Source organism: Pseudomonas sp. S3_E10 (assembly GCF_054667615.1).
This window is the reverse complement of the sequence record NZ_CP162743.1, coordinates 5486662-5501347: the sequence shown is the minus strand read 5'-3', so window position 1 is coordinate 5501347 and position 14686 is coordinate 5486662. Positions and strand designations below refer to the sequence as shown.

Below are 14686 nucleotides of genomic sequence, written 5' to 3'. Positions count from 1 at the left end.
AGCAAACGCCCGCGCCCTTCGCCACGCCAGTCACTGACGCCCATCACCGGTGACCGGGGTTGGCCACGCCGACAGCCTTGAACCGTGAAAACTGGAAGGCAATCGCCAGCCAGGCAAACCACACCGGCATCACGCACAGCGCCAGGCGCGTATCCGGGCGCAACGCCAGCAGGCAGAGCACAAAGGCGAGGAATGCCAGGCTGAACCAGGCCATCGGCACACCGCCGGGCATTTTGTAGACGGAGCTGGCATGCAGGTCCGGGCGTTTTTTGCGGTAAGCGATGTAGGACGCCAGGATGGTCGACCAGGTAAAAATCACCAGGATCGCCGACACCGTCGACACGATAGTGAAGGCGGTCATCACCTCCGGCACCACGAACAGCAACACCAGGCCGAGCACCATCAACAGGGTGGTAAACGCCAGGCTGATAAACGGCACGCTGCTGCGCGACAGGCGCCGGAAAATCCCCGGTGCATCCCCCAAGTCGGCCAGGCCGAACAGCATGCGGCTGGCGGAAAACACCCCGCTGTTGGCCGACGATGCCGCCGAGGTCAGCACCACGAAATTGACGATGCCCGCCGCGGCCGGGAACCCTGCCACCAGAAACAACTCCACGAACGGGCTTTTGCTCGGCGACACCTGCTGCCACGACGTCACCGCGATGATGCACGCCAAGGCCAGCACGTAGAACAGAATGATGCGCAACGGGATCGAGTTGATCGCCTTGGGCAAGGTCTTCTCGGGCGCACGGGTTTCGGCGGCGGCGGTGCCGATCAGCTCGGTGCCGGCGAACGAGAATATCGCCATCTGGAACCCGGCGAAAAACCCGAACAGGCCGTTGGGGAACGCTGCCTGTTTGTCCAGCAAGTGAGCCAGGGACGCGGTGACACCGGTGGGCGAAACAAACGAGCTGGCGATCAGCACTGCACTCACGCTGATCAGAGTTACCACGGCCACGATCTTGATGATCGCGAACCAGAACTCCACCTCACCGAACAACCGGACCGTCAGCACGTTCAATGCGAACAGCGTCAGCAACATGCCCATGGCGGGCATCCAGGCCGGCACGTCGGGAAACCAGTACTGGAAAAACCCGCCCACCACCACCGCATCCCCCACCACTGCCACACTCCAGCTCAGCCAATACGACCAGCCGAGGAAGAACGCCGCACGCGGCCCCAGGTAGGCGCCGGCAAAGTCGGCGAAACTCTTGAAATTCAGGTTGGAGAGCAGCAGCTCACCCATGGCGCGCATCACGAAGTACACGAACAGCCCGATGATCATGTAGATCAGGATGATCGAAGTACCCGACAGCGCGATGATCTTGCCGGAGCCCATGAACAGGCCGGTGCCGATCGCACCGCCCATGGCCATCAGTTGGATATGGCGGTTGCTCAGGGTGCGTTGCAACGCAGGCTTTTCGCAAAGCCCGGGCGTGGTTGTTTTCATCACAAAACCTCTTGTTATGTTTTTGAGTTTTGGCAGAAAAAAGGCGGTGGAGCGTTTGTTGTTATCCGGCGGTTTTACTTTCGAAACCGTGCAGCACGTTGACGGCGTTGATGCCGATCTCATCGACCATGTAGCCGCCTTCCATTACAAACAGCGTCGGCACACCCACACCGGCGATGATCTGGCCCATGCCGATGAAGTCCTCGCTGTCGAGCAGGAAGTGGCTGATGGGGTCGTCCTTGAAGGTGTCCACGCCCAGGGAGATCACCAGCACTTCAGGGGCAAAGGCGATTAATTGCCGGCACGCATCGGCCAGGGCGGTTTGGTAGTGGCCCCAGGCGGTGTTTTTGGGTAGCGGATAATTCAGGTTGAAACCCTCCCCGGCTCCGCTGCCGCGCTCAGCGCGTGCGCCAGAAAAATAGGGGTAGGACACCGACGGGTCGCCATGCAGGGAGATGAACAGCACGTCCGGGCGGTCGTAGAAAATGTTCTGCGTGCCGTTGCCGTGGTGGAAATCCACATCCAGTACCGCGACGCGCCGGGCGCCCTGGGTAATGGCCTGTTGCGCGGCAATCGCGGCGTTGTTGAGGTAGCAATAACCACCCATGTATTCGCGCGCCGCATGGTGGCCGGGCGGGCGGCACAGGGCGAAGGCGCTGTGGTGGCCTTCGTCGATCAGGGCCAGGCCGGTGAGCGCGATGTCTGCGCTGGTCTTGACCGCATTCCAGGTGGTGGCGGTGATCGGTGAACCGGCATCCATGGCAAAGAAGCCCAATTTGCCGTCGATGAAATCCGGCACGTGTTGGTTGGCCAGGTCGCGTACCGGCCATACCAGCGGCAGCGCGTCATGGCTGCGGCCGATGGCCGTCCACTCGGCCCACGCGGTTTCAAGGAACGCCACATAGCGTTCGCTGTGGGCATTGACGTAACAGGCGCGGTCAAACGTGCGCGGCACGATGATGTCGCCCAACCCCACATGCCGCACGCGGTCACGAACAGTGTCGGCGCGGCTCGGTTGTTCGAACGAAGGCTTGAGCACGCCATCTTTCAATTCGGTGCCATGGTGCAAACGGTGGGCATCGCTAAAAACAGTCAGCATGTGTGTACATCCGCCAGTAAAAGACAGGCTCCATTTTGTTCTGGGGATGCGGGGCTTTCTTTGCTTTTACTTCCGGCGCTGGTAGTTTTATCGGGTGTTTTTACCCTTATGACAGCCATTTATGAAAAATAAAACCAAACAGGTCGCTCTTGACGACACCGATCTCGCCATCCTCGCCCTGTTGCAGGAGGATGCGAGTATTTCCAACGCCCAACTGAGCGAGCGCCTGGCCCTGAGCCTCACGCCCTGCTGGCGTCGGCGCAAACGCCTGGAGGAAGAAGGCGTGATCAAGGACTACCAGGCCAACCTGGACCGCAAGATGCTCGGGCTGGACATCATGGCGTTTGTGCATGTGCGCTTTGCCATCCACACCGATCACGCGCCGGATGCCTTTGAAGCCGTGGTCCGGGACCTGCCCCAGGTGCTGTCGTGCCACAAGATCACCGGCGATGCGGATTACCTGTTGCAAGTGCTGGCCGAGGACCTGGACAGCTACAGCGAGTTTGTCGAGAGCGTGCTGAGGCGCCAGTTGGGGATTGCGTCGATCCAGTCGAGCCTGGCGTTGCGCGAGGTGAAAGCGACGAGTCGGGTGGCGATTCCACAGCGCGATTGAAGCGGCCAATTTCGGCAGGTAGTGGCAAAAAGCCTGCCGAATGGGCGTGAAAAATTTAACTATTCCAATGGTCCTGGCCGCCAGTCCTATACCGCACGCGGTTTCGACATCGACAACCTCATGTATGACGGCATCCCCAGCGGTTACAAAGGCGCATCGGTCGGCGCCCAGCCGAACCTGGCGATGTTCGATCGCGTCGAAGTCGTGCGCGGCGCAACCGGCTTGGTGACCGGCGCGGGCAACCCTTCGGCGGCCATCAACCTGATCCGCAAACGCCCGCTGGATGAACAGAAAGTCACCCTAACCGGGGCCGCCGGCAGCTGGGACGACTACCGTGGCGAACTCGACGCCTCCAGCCCGCTCAATGACAGCGGCACCTGGCGTGGCCGGGTTGTCACCTCGTACCGCGACGCCAACAGCTTTATCGATCACGCCGAGGAGTATCACGGCCTGTTCTACGCCGTCACCGAGGCCGACTTGAGCGAGGACACCACCCTGACCCTCGGCTATTCGAACCAAAAGGACAAAACCAACTATTTCTGGGGCGCCTCCATGATCGGTCGGGACGGCCATCATTTAGACCTGCCGCGCGCCTACAACCCAGGCACCGATTGGGAGAACAAAGACCAGGAAATCAACACCGTCTTCGCCGAACTGCGCCAGCAACTGGCCAATGACTGGAAGCTGCAAATCAACGCCAACTACGCCGAACAGAATGCGCTGTTCTCCGGCTCTTACCAATCGCGCTGGGCCGCCGACAAGACGCTGGCGCGCACGGTCTACCAGGCCGCCTACGATGAAAACCAGGCCGGCGTCGATGCCTTTGCCAGCGGCCCGTTCCAGGCGTTCGGGCGCACCCATGAACTGGTGGTGGGCGCCAGCCGGCGCATCTACGACATGACCACCCATGACTACAGCCCGTATGACAGCTACTGGCCGCTGACAGCCGGCAAACCGGACTTTCTCCATACCACCGACACCCGTGAAATCACCACCCAGGACGGTTTCTACCTCACCACGCGCCTGAGCCTGGCCGACCCGCTGAAGCTGATCCTCGGCGGGCGCCTGGACTGGTATGACTACGACGCCCATGGCAGCAACGCCAGCGACTACAAGGTCACCCGCAACCTCACGCGCTACGCGGGCCTGATCTACGAGCTGGACGACCAACATTCGGTGTACGTCAGCTACAGCGATATCTTTACCCCGCAGAGTGCCAAGGACACCGCCGGTACGCCGGTCAAGCCGATTGTCGGCAAGAACTACGAGGTCGGCATCAAAGGCGAATACCTCGGTGGCGCGCTGAATGCGAGCGTGGCGCTGTTCCGTGTCGACCAGCAAAACCGCGCCACCAAAGTGACCGTGCAAAACTGCCCACAGACCGAGTGCTACGAAGCCTCCGGCGAGATCCGCAGCCAGGGTATCGACTTCGAACTGCAAGGCGCGCTGACCGACAACTGGCAGGTCGGCGGTGGCTACACCTACGCGCGAACCCATACCATCAAAGATGACGCCAACCCGCAAAAGGTTAACCAGCAGTTCGACACCGACACACCGGAGCACCTGTTCAAACTGACCACCCGCTACAACCTTCAGGGCCCGCTGGAAAAATTCCGCGTGGGCGGCAACATCTCCTGGCAGAGCCGCATGTACAACGACATCGCACTGGCGAATGGCAGCAGCTACCGCCTGCAACAGGGCGCCTATGCCGTCACCGACCTGATGGCCGGCTACAAGGTCAACGAACACATAGACCTGCAACTCAACGCCAACAACATTTTCGACCGCCGCTACTACTCCACCATCGCCAACTCCGCGGACTACGGCGGCGACGCCTACGGCAACCCACGCAACATGATGCTGACGGCCAAGTACACGTTCTGACCGATAGGCATAGGTATCTACCCAACTTTCGCTGAGCGAAAAATCCAGGGGCCAATAGGCTGTTGGGGTGAGCGGGCGTGTCCCGCGCGGGGCTGCACAGCCCCGCTGAACCTCGACAGCTTCGCCCGTGAGTAGCCGGCGGCGAACCTGGAGCGCGCTACGGTAAAGATACTTAGGCAGCGGTCGATTAGGGACTAGACTACCGGAGCAAGTTGAAAAGCAGTTTGACGGCGATAGACATTCACAAAAACGTTTTGATTCGAGCGCAATGGGCAGCCGTTGTGAACCATGCTAATTGGCAAATACCAGGCTGCGCAGGAGCGTATCGAACTCAGTCATTTAGCATGCAAGCACTTTTTCTATGAACGGACGCAGAGGAAATTTTGCTATGACTGATACACGTCTCACGTATTTGGGTCGCGACCTTGTTGAACCATGTGATATCAGGTCCGCCAGAGACATATTGTTATCCAGTGATATATTCAAGCACTCCCCACGTATGAGTCGCTTGCTGACTTACCTGGTTGAACAGGCGATTCGGGAGTCCGTGCGGGATACCAGTGAATACGCCATTGGCATCGGTGTATTTGACCGAAACCCGGTTTCGTACAGCACGGGGGACGACCCGGTGGTTCGCGTTCAAGTGGGCCGCTTAAGGGCGAAATTGAAGAATTACTATGCCACTTACGGTGCAGACGCGAAGTTGAGAATAGTGATTCCCCTGGGGTGTTACATGCCGACTTTCCAGCGCTGCTCGATCAATCTCGACGGCGCTCAAACCGCCAGTGTGTTTTGTATCTGCCCCTTCAAATGTCTTTCTTCAAACGCAGGCTGGCTCTGTTTTACCGAAGGGCTGCACGAAGAATTGACCCACCACTTATACAAAAACCTGGGACGAAAAATAATCGTCGATTATGCAGGCACTCGCACCCTTTACGCGCCCGATAAAACCATTGCCGCGTTTGCGCATGAGGGCATTGGTCACCGCCTGGAAGGCAGCGTTCATGTTGATTCAGAGCGCGTTAGAACGTCCGTGCGTTTGATCGACGTGACAACCGGCTATGTGGCCTGGTCGGAACAATTCAATCGCGCGGCCTACACCGCGATCGCCCATCAACAGGAACTGGCGTCGTCAATCTGTCATGCCCTCCAGGGTTTTCTTGCGGTAGACGGCGGTGTAACACCAGGGCGCGCCGTGGCCACTTAACGGCGACGCATTGTTACGGTAACGATACTTACCCTTGCTGACACCTCTCCCTAACCTGCGAATTGAATCACCGGGATGCGCAAAACAGTCCGGTGATTCAACTAAACAGTCGCGCGGATCAAGCGGCTGACAAACTTTAATGCGTTAGGGATTAACGGTGAAAAAATGACGACGTTCACGATAGAGTTTGACTTCAACTCAGCCGATCAAAAGGCCGTACTCAAGGAGTTGCAGACCCAGGGTTACAACCTGTTGGCCTATAAGGGCGCAGTAGGTCCTAACCAACTCACCACGGGTGTACCGACGTGGTTCGCTGTACCGTTCGGCACTATGTTCGGGTTAGTCGATATCGACTACCAGCCTATGTACAAGCTGTACGTCACCACCCAAGGTAACATCGCGGCCGATACGACGATTCAAATGCAGTCGATCTCCACCGCGTTGCCACTTGGCAGTGCGCAAACCTTCAATCAGGACGGCACCTTCGTTTCTGGCGGCGTCGCCAGCGTGCCCGCCGACAGCCTGGGGCTGTTCAATAATCGCCCTTCGGGTACCCCGCCCCTGACGGTGGGCCTTGCGGGCCTCGTGACCACTCCCTCGGGCACCCAATACCTGCCGTTCTGTGCCTTCACGTTGAACCCTCAGGGCTCGATCGTGATGAAACCACTGGAAAACATCCTGCTGGTAGCCGCACAGCAAAACCTGCAGTCGGGTAACGTACAGGCCGTAGTCTCGGCGCCGGGCTGCACCTTCTCTTTTTCCGCCAGTACCATCGAATACGATCTGCAAGTGTTGGCGAGCACTTACACCATTACCAACCTGGCCGGGACGCCGTCGGTGTCTCCGGTCAGCTCAGGGTCGACCATTGGCACCATTATTAACTCGGGCGGCTGATCGGGATTAATGACTGGGTATCGCCCGTTTGCGTTTCAGCGCAAACGGGTTTTTTATTCCTGTAGAGGTGTCCCGTGGCTCGATACAAGCCGTGGCTTCGGTTATGCGCAGGCGTTGCAGCAGGCTTGTTTGCCCTCATTAGCCAGGCGGGGACATTACAGCTCACCCTCTACCTGGATACCGATGCGAGGAGGTTTTTGAATGCCAATAATCAATCGATTGTCATCGCCGTGCCCAACCCGGCCTCCGAGGCGAATAACACCGTCATTGCGATCACTTTACCGCCCCCCATCGGCGACTCGATGAACCTGGTGATTGAACAGGACGCCAACCTTTATATAGCCAATGGCACCGTCGCCTCTGTCGAGGTGATTAATATGGGCATGACAAGCCCCGTCGCCTATGGCAACAGCTATGTCTTCAACGGCGTGCAAATTAATGGAAACGGCAAAGGCAAGGACGGCAGTATCGGTATCTACTACGATGCTCCCCCCGACTCGCAGGCGTTGATCACGGGGTTGGCGCTCTATATTTACGACAGCGCATCCGGCAAACCCGACACGCCGTCAGCGCTCAACCTCTTCACGCTGAACCGCTTTCAGACTCGCTATATTTCACAGCCAACAGCGGTTGTATGGGCGTTGGTAGGCAGCGATATCAGTAGCGGCAGTGTGTTGCCGACCAGCGTATTCACCCCTCTATTCGCTTACTCATCGTATTCCTACGCCTCGGTTGGCGTGAGCTCAACGTTCCAACTCAGTCGATACCTGCAAGTACCGTTCGATGCACAGAATCAGGCTGGCATTCACTTTGATACGTCCATCAATGCGTTCTCCCCGGGCCCTTATCCCAAGTAGCGTTACGGTAACGATACTTACCGACATTCGACCGCCCGTCATAGCCTGCAACGGTGGGTTCGGCACTGGGCCCCGCTTCTTAATAACGCAAAAGGGATGGATACCACTATGACGCAAGTGTATAGCTCAGCGACCAACACAGTCGTTGCCAACGGCGGGCCTTACGTAAGTGCAGGCACGCTTCTTTGGGATGTTCCAAACTGCCTTCCCCTGACCGGGCCTACGGTGAATGATCGTTACCTCCTCAGAGACGGGAATCGACCACAGATCTCGGTCATCTGCATTGCCCAGGGCGCACCCGGAATCCAGATGGCGAGGTTCAAGGAGGTCTAGCCACGCGGTAAGAGCCAGTTCTTGAAGTCGTACGACCTCTAGGACAGAACTGGCTCAGCCTTATCTATCCCCGCCAAACAAACCACGCATAAAACCCAGCAAAAAAAGCCGAAAATGCCCAGCATTAAGGCCGCACTCTAAAATTCCTCCTTGCCCCTGCCCTCCAAACGCGCTAAAAAAGCCCCTCAAGTCGTACGACAACCTAACAATAAATAGCCATTCTCGACAATGGCGCCATTGCCCGAGTTCTGATCATGACACCCCCTGCCCCCGCTCTCTTCTCCCGACCTATCGCGGTATTGATTCTGCTCTGCATGGGCTGCGCCTTCGCCGGCAATCATGTCGCTGCGCGCGTTGCCTTTGACGATGGCGCCGGTGTGCTGCTGGCGATTTTGCTGCGCTCCGGCGGCACGTTGTTGGTGCTGGCCGGGTGGGTGCTGTGGCAACGCCAAAGTCTGCGCCTGCCGCCGGGTGCCTGGCGTTGGCAAGTGCTGTTGGGCCTGCTCATCGCCACTCAAAGCCTGTGCCTGTATTCCGCCGTAGCCCGTATACCGGTCGCGCTGGCGTTGCTGGTAGCCAACGTGTTTCCGATGTTGCTGGCACTGCTTACCTGGGCATTGGGTGGCCCGCGCCCCACTGCTCGCACTGCGTTGCTGATGGGGTTGATCCTGGTGGGGCTGGTGTTTGTACTGGACGTGCCCGGGCGCCTGTCGAGCGAGGCCGGCAATGGCCCGCAATGGCTGGTCGGCGTCGCCCTGGCCTTCTGCGCCGCCTGGGTATTTGCCTGCGCGCTGTGGATCACCGACCACAAGTTGTCCCAGGTACGCGGTTCCGTGCGCAGCCTGCTGACGATCTTCATCGTGTTCGCCAGCGTCAACTTTGCGGGCCTGAGTGGCGCCCTGCCCGGCGGCCTCGACACGCCGGCAACCGCGACCGGCTGGCTGGCGCTGGCCACGTTGGTGGTGCTGTATGGCACCGCCTTTATCGTGTTGTTCATGTCGGTACCTCGCCTGGATATGCCGCGAAACGCGCCGGTCATGAACATTGAGCCGCTGGCGACGCTGCTGATGGGCTGGATCGTGCTCGACCAACTGCTCAGCGTCGGGCAGATGCTGGGGGGTGTCATTGTGGTGACGGCCATCGTGCTGCTGACTTATCGCACGTCGCCCCGCCCGCCCGTCAAGGCGCAGGTCTTGCCTGGATCGAGCCCATCAGGTCGCTGCTGACTATGCAGAGGCCTCTTTTGAACGTCGCCACCTGAGCGCCGCCTCGGATAATCAGCGCTCTATTGGCGCATCCCGAGGCGTTCCCCCATGACGAGCCCTTCCACCGAACAGGTCAGCCCCCAAACCTTGCGAAAGGTGATCATCGCCGCCGGCATCGGTAACTTCGTCGAATGGTTTGACTTCGCCGTCTACGGTTTCCTCGCCACCACCATCGCCCAGCAGTTCTTCCCCAGCGGCGATGCCAGCGCGGCGCTGCTCAAGACCTTCGCGGTATTTGCCGTGGCCTTCGCCTTTCGACCCCTGGGCGGGATTTTTTTCGGCATGCTCGGCGACCGCATTGGCCGCAAGCGCACCCTGGCCATGACGATCCTGCTGATGGCCGGCGCCACAACCTTGATCGGCCTGCTCCCCACCTACGCTGCCATCGGTGTCACGGCGCCGATTCTGTTGTCGCTGATCCGCTGCGCTCAGGGCTTCTCGGCCGGGGGCGAATACGCCGGGGCCTGTGCCTATCTGATGGAGCACGCGCCCAGCGACAAACGCGCCTGGTACGGCAGCTTCGTGCCGGTGTCGACGTTCTCGGCCTTCGCCGCCGCAGCAGTGGTGGCGTATGCCCTTGAAGCGTCATTGTCTGGCGAAGCGATGGGCAGTTGGGGCTGGCGCCTGCCGTTCCTGATCGCCGCACCGTTGGGTCTGGTGGGGCTTTACCTGCGTTGGAAACTGGATGAGACGCCCGCCTTCCAGGCCGTGAAACAGGAACACGCGGTCGCCCATTCGCCGCTCAAGGACACCCTGCGTCACCATGCTGCGGCGATCTGCTGCCTGGGCGCTTTTGTATCGCTGACGGCGCTGTCGTTTTATATGTTCACCACCTACTTCGCGACGTACCTGCAAGTGGCGGGCGGGCTGAGTCGGGCGGTTGCGTTGCTGGTGTCGCTGATTGCCCTGATTTTCGCAGCGGCCATTTGCCCGCTGGCCGGGCTGTATTCGGACCGAGTGGGGCGTCGGGTCACGGTGATGACAGCGTGTCTATTGTTGATGGTGGTGGTGTACCCCTCGTTCTTGATGGCCAGTTCCGGTTCGTTCGCGGCGTCGGTCGTCGGCGTGATGTTGCTGGCGGTGGGTGCGGTGTTATGTGGGGTGGTCACGGCGGCGTTGCTGTCGGAAACTTTCCCCACCCGTACGCGATATACCGCCTCGGCGATCACCTACAACATGGCCTATACGATCTTCGGCGGCACCGCGCCGCTGATGGCGACCTGGTTGATCAGCACCACGGGCAGCAACCTGTCACCGGCGTTTTATCTGATCGCGGTGGCGTTGCTGGCGCTGGCCGGCGGGTTGGCGTTGCCGGAGACGTCGAGAATTTCCCTGCATGACGTGGGCTCGGAGGAAAAAGGCGCAGCGCCGTTGCCCTCGCGTTAGGTTCGCGCGTTGCCGCTCAACGATGTCGAACACCGGCGAGACTGCGCGACCTACCCCTGGTTTCATCCTGCCTGGTAATCGGCGACCAGCTTGTCCAAAAACACAAACAGCTTCTGGTTCATTTCAGCGTAATCGTTATCTCGCAACTCGGCGGGCTGCTGAACAAAGCGGTGGTCGGTGAGCGTTCGCAATTGCGCTTCAGAGGCCTGGATCAACAATTCCACGACGTCTCTGGTGAGTTCCATATGGCATTGAAAGCCATACACCAAAGGCGTGTATTCGACGATCTGACGCGGGCAACCCTCGCTGTGGGCAATGACTTTGGCATCCGGGGTAAGCCCTGGCATGTCGTTGTGCCAATGGCCGACGTCCAAGGTGCTTCCAAAGTGCGAAAACTTTGGATTAGCCAACCCCTCAGCGGTCAGGGAAATCGCAAATTTGCCGATTTCCTTCTCGGGGCTGTGGTCGAAAGCGGCCCCCAATGCCTCGCCTATCAATTGCGACCCCAGGCAAACCCCAACCACAGCGCGTCGCGACAAAATGGCGGTGTGAATGAGCTGACACTCGGCCGCGGCGTCGAAATGCGCGCATTGTGCGGGCGTAGTCGCCGGGTCTTGTGGGCCACCCAGCACCACCAACAGGTCGAATGAGCCCGCATCGGCCGGCAGCGCTTCATTCAGGTAGACGCGCGAATACGTCGCTTGATAACCGCGAGCGGTTACCCAGCCTTCAAATGCACCGGGGGCTTCGTAAGACTCATGCACCAGAAAATGGACGTTCAATTCTTCACCTTTAAAATGAGCGCAGGCCGCACGGCTACCAGGGGTCAATGCCTTATCCGACCAGCCCGGAAAGACACAAGGCGCATACTAATGACACATTGTGTCATTTACAAGCTCAAAGCGATTGCAACGGCACGTAAATATCGGTCTGCCACTGATCCTGCGGTGTCTCGGGGAAAACACTCAGGTAATCGAAGAACAGCGGGTGGTCGCGAAGCTCCTCGCCACTGCCGGGTAGCCAATCGCGATAGATCGGATAAATCGATTCTGCGATGTGATCCGGCGAGCCCGTATGCCGCACCACGACGCAACGCCCGCCGGGGATAACGCGCTCAGTCACGCCAAACTCATTCGCGCTTACCGCCTCGCGCACTTCGCCGCAGATCGCAAACCGGAACTCATCGGCCGGGGTCGTATCAGGGTTACCGAACGCAATACCAAAACTGCGACTGGATGCCACCGGCGACTGTCCACTGTGCAGGCGCCACTGGATAAATTGACCCACGCTTTCACTCACCCGCGCTGGCGCACCGCAGTGCTCGAGGACGGCAACCCTGACGGCTTGAAACTCTACAATTCTTACCTGCATGACAACGCTCCTGGAAAAATGAGGGATGGCGAATACCGCGTTCCACACGTGCCAATCCGGTCGTTTTCGAAAGGCGCTCGGCGCCATACCGAACGCCCGCCTGAATGCTCTGGAAAACGCTTCGGGGCTTTCGAAGCCCGCCCCAACGGCGGCGTCCAGCACCGAATAATCAGCCCTGGAAGACAAGCCGTGCGCCGCGCGCCGTAGTCGCATCAGTTGCACATAACGTGAAACCGGCACGCCCACGAACGCGGTGAATTGCCGGTGAAAGTGAAACGTCGAAAAATTCGCCACACGGCTCAACGTCTTCACGCACAGGTCGCCTTCAAGGTTCGCTTCGATAAAGGCGAGTACCGCATCGAAACGTTTGCTGTAGGCGGCATTGCTCGGCAAGTCAGACACTGGATAAAGGCTCCTGGATATACGCCAGGCACTAGCTTGGGCGATTGCATCGACCCGCGCCTAGCTGTGTTTGCTCAAATGGACGCCCGGCATTTACGCGGGGTTATGCCTGTGGTTTCAACGCGAAGTCGCTTGCAGAGCCAACGCGCGCATTGTCCAGCCGCCTCACGCCACTTGATGCCACGAAGGACCTGAAAAAAACTAGACTCCTGGGACCACTCACTCCGTGGAGAGCCAACATGACTGCTAAAAACACCCTCTGCCTCTGGTACAACGGCACCGCCGAGGAGGCTGCCAACTTTTACGCCAAGACCTTCCCCGACAGCGCGGTGAACGCCGTACGCCGGGCGCCGAGTGATTTCCCGTCCGGCAAACGAGGCGACGTACTGACCGTCGAATTCACCGTACTGGGCATCCCTTGCATCGGCTTGAACGGCGGCCCGATGTTTACCCATAGCGAGGCGTTCTCGTTCCAGATCGCCACCGATGATCAGGCCGAAACGGATCGATACTGGAACGCCATTATCGACAACGGCGGCCAGCCCAGCGCTTGCGGCTGGTGCAAGGACAAGTGGGGGTTGTCGTGGCAAATCACGCCTCGCGTGTTGACGGATGCGGTGGCACACACCGATCCGCAAATAGCTCGGCGTGCGTTTGAAGCGATGATGACCATGACAAAAATCGACATTGCCGCCATCGAAGCCGCCGTGGCTGGGCATTCAGCAGGTCATACTTGACACATTTGCTGACATCCCCTGAAGATGGAGCCCTTCTTCAGGGTGTGTCAGCTTATGTCCGCAACCACGTGGGTTAACCTTTACGTCATTGGCTCGGTTGCCAAGGCGCAAGGTTGCGTGGCGCACGCCCTCAAATCGAAGAAACAGTCGCTCATGTGACCGGGGCGCGCTGTCCCGTCAGATGAGCTGACAGGACATTGAGCGCGGACTCCCTCCCCCCTTGCACAATTGCCCCTGCCCTTCTGACGGTGACTTGACTGGTCCATCCTCAGGAGAAAATGCATGTCATCGTTTCAAGGTATCTGGGTTCCCGTAGTCACACCGTTCAATCACGGCGCCATCGACTTCATCGGCCTGCGCCGGCTGGTCGGCCATCTGCTGGAAAAGCACGTGGCCGGGATCATGGTGTGCACCACCACCGGCGAAGCTGCCGCGCTCAGCCGAGAGGAACAACTGGCGGTGCTGGATGCGGTGTTGCAAGTGGCGCCCGCGCACCGTGTGGTGATGGGCCTGGCAGGCAATAACCAGATTGAGTTGTTGGGGTTTCAGAGCGAAATCCTCAAGCGCCCGGTGGCGGGCTTGCTGGTGCCGGCGCCAAGTTACATCCGCCCGTCCCAGGCCGGCCTTGCGGCGTTCTTTCGCACCGTGGCGGATGCGTCCAGCGTGCCGATCATTCTCTACGATATTCCCTACCGCACCGGCGCGACCTTTGAGCAGGCCACCTTGCTGAGCATCGTCGCCCATGAGCGCATCGTGGCGATCAAGGACTGTGGCGGCAACCTGGGTAATACCTTGGCGCTGTTGGCCAGTAGTGAAGTGGACGTGTTGTGCGGCGAGGATGTGCAGATCTTCAACGCCCTGTGCCTGGGTGCCACGGGGGCGATTGCGGCGTCGGCCCATGTGCGCACCGAAGAGTTCGTGGCGCTGTGCCAGCAAGTACGGGATAACCAATGGGTCGAAGCGCGGGCCACGTTCTTCGCATTGTTGCCGCTGATCAACACCTTGTTCATTGAACCCAACCCGGCCCCCGTGAAGGCCGCCCTGGCGTTACAGGGCTTGATCGGCAGCGAGTTGCGGGCTCCGCTGCAAAGCGCCAGCGACGCGACCCGGACTCAACTGAACAGCCTGCTCAGCTAGCCCCGCGAGCAACCAAGAACCCATGTGGGAGGGGTTTGCGCCCTCCCACAT

13 protein-coding genes are annotated in these 14686 nt (G+C 59.4%); 9 read left to right on the top strand and 4 right to left on the bottom strand.

From position 1 onward, the window contains the following. Positions 1-43 precede the first annotated feature (43 nt). Positions 44-1450: an amino acid permease gene (locus AB4N98_RS25265; protein WP_065878971.1), complete on the bottom strand. Its 1407-nt coding sequence runs from the start codon at positions 1448-1450 to the stop codon at positions 44-46. A gap of 61 nt (positions 1451-1511) precedes the next feature. Continuing rightward, on the bottom strand, positions 1512-2549 hold the full coding sequence (locus tag AB4N98_RS25260) for a histone deacetylase family protein (protein ID WP_460060062.1): 1038 nt from the start codon (positions 2547-2549) through the stop codon (positions 1512-1514). A 121-nt stretch (positions 2550-2670) separates the two neighbouring features. On the opposite strand from AB4N98_RS25260, the gene AB4N98_RS25255 reads away from it, so the two are divergent. The 7 genes from AB4N98_RS25255 (at position 2671) to AB4N98_RS25225 (ending at position 10988) form a co-directional block, all read left to right on the top strand. After that, the gene (locus AB4N98_RS25255; protein ID WP_017528448.1) at positions 2671-3162 is read left to right on the top strand and encodes an Lrp/AsnC family transcriptional regulator; all 492 of its coding nucleotides are present in this window, start codon (positions 2671-2673) and stop codon (positions 3160-3162) included. Positions 3163-3183: 21 nt separating this feature from the next. Continuing rightward, entirely contained in the window at positions 3184-5046 is a 1863-nt protein-coding gene (locus tag AB4N98_RS25250; RefSeq protein WP_065878969.1) for a TonB-dependent siderophore receptor, read from the top strand. A gap of 499 nt (positions 5047-5545) precedes the next feature. Beyond that, positions 5546-6253: a hypothetical protein gene (locus AB4N98_RS25245; protein WP_223271464.1), complete on the top strand. Its 708-nt coding sequence runs from the start codon at positions 5546-5548 to the stop codon at positions 6251-6253. 165 nt (positions 6254-6418) lie between these two features. Beyond that, positions 6419-7147 (top strand): hypothetical protein, encoded by a 729-nt coding sequence (locus AB4N98_RS25240; RefSeq protein ID WP_017528451.1) that lies wholly within the window; start codon positions 6419-6421, stop codon positions 7145-7147. Positions 7148-7221: 74 nt separating this feature from the next. Then, on the top strand, positions 7222-8004 hold the full coding sequence (locus tag AB4N98_RS25235) for a hypothetical protein (RefSeq protein WP_223495731.1): 783 nt from the start codon (positions 7222-7224) through the stop codon (positions 8002-8004). 587 nt (positions 8005-8591) lie between these two features. Further along, positions 8592-9563 carry an EamA family transporter gene (locus AB4N98_RS25230; RefSeq protein WP_032883464.1) on the top strand — a complete coding sequence of 324 codons (972 nt, stop codon included), beginning with the start codon at positions 8592-8594 and terminating at the stop codon, positions 9561-9563. Positions 9564-9650: 87 nt separating this feature from the next. After that, positions 9651-10988 carry an MFS transporter gene (locus AB4N98_RS25225; protein ID WP_017528455.1) on the top strand — a complete coding sequence of 446 codons (1338 nt, stop codon included), beginning with the start codon at positions 9651-9653 and terminating at the stop codon, positions 10986-10988. Between the two features lie 62 nt (positions 10989-11050). Here the strand turns inward: AB4N98_RS25225 and AB4N98_RS25220 are convergent, their stop codons facing one another. Both AB4N98_RS25220 and AB4N98_RS25215 read right to left on the bottom strand, forming a co-directional pair. After that, on the bottom strand, positions 11051-11770 hold the full coding sequence (locus tag AB4N98_RS25220) for a type 1 glutamine amidotransferase (RefSeq protein WP_017528457.1): 720 nt from the start codon (positions 11768-11770) through the stop codon (positions 11051-11053). A 115-nt stretch (positions 11771-11885) separates the two neighbouring features. Beyond that, complete coding sequence (locus AB4N98_RS25215; protein ID WP_017528458.1) at positions 11886-12761, bottom strand: AraC family transcriptional regulator; 876 nt, start codon at positions 12759-12761, stop codon at positions 11886-11888. Positions 12762-13000: 239 nt separating this feature from the next. Between AB4N98_RS25215 and AB4N98_RS25210 the strand changes: the two genes are divergently transcribed. Together AB4N98_RS25210 and dapA are read left to right on the top strand one after the other, a co-directional pair. Continuing rightward, positions 13001-13498: a VOC family protein gene (locus tag AB4N98_RS25210; protein ID WP_017528459.1), complete on the top strand. Its 498-nt coding sequence runs from the start codon at positions 13001-13003 to the stop codon at positions 13496-13498. A 282-nt stretch (positions 13499-13780) separates the two neighbouring features. After that, positions 13781-14635 (top strand): 4-hydroxy-tetrahydrodipicolinate synthase, encoded by an 855-nt coding sequence (dapA, locus tag AB4N98_RS25205; RefSeq protein WP_267864189.1) that lies wholly within the window; start codon positions 13781-13783, stop codon positions 14633-14635. Positions 14636-14686: the final 51 nt, after the last annotated feature.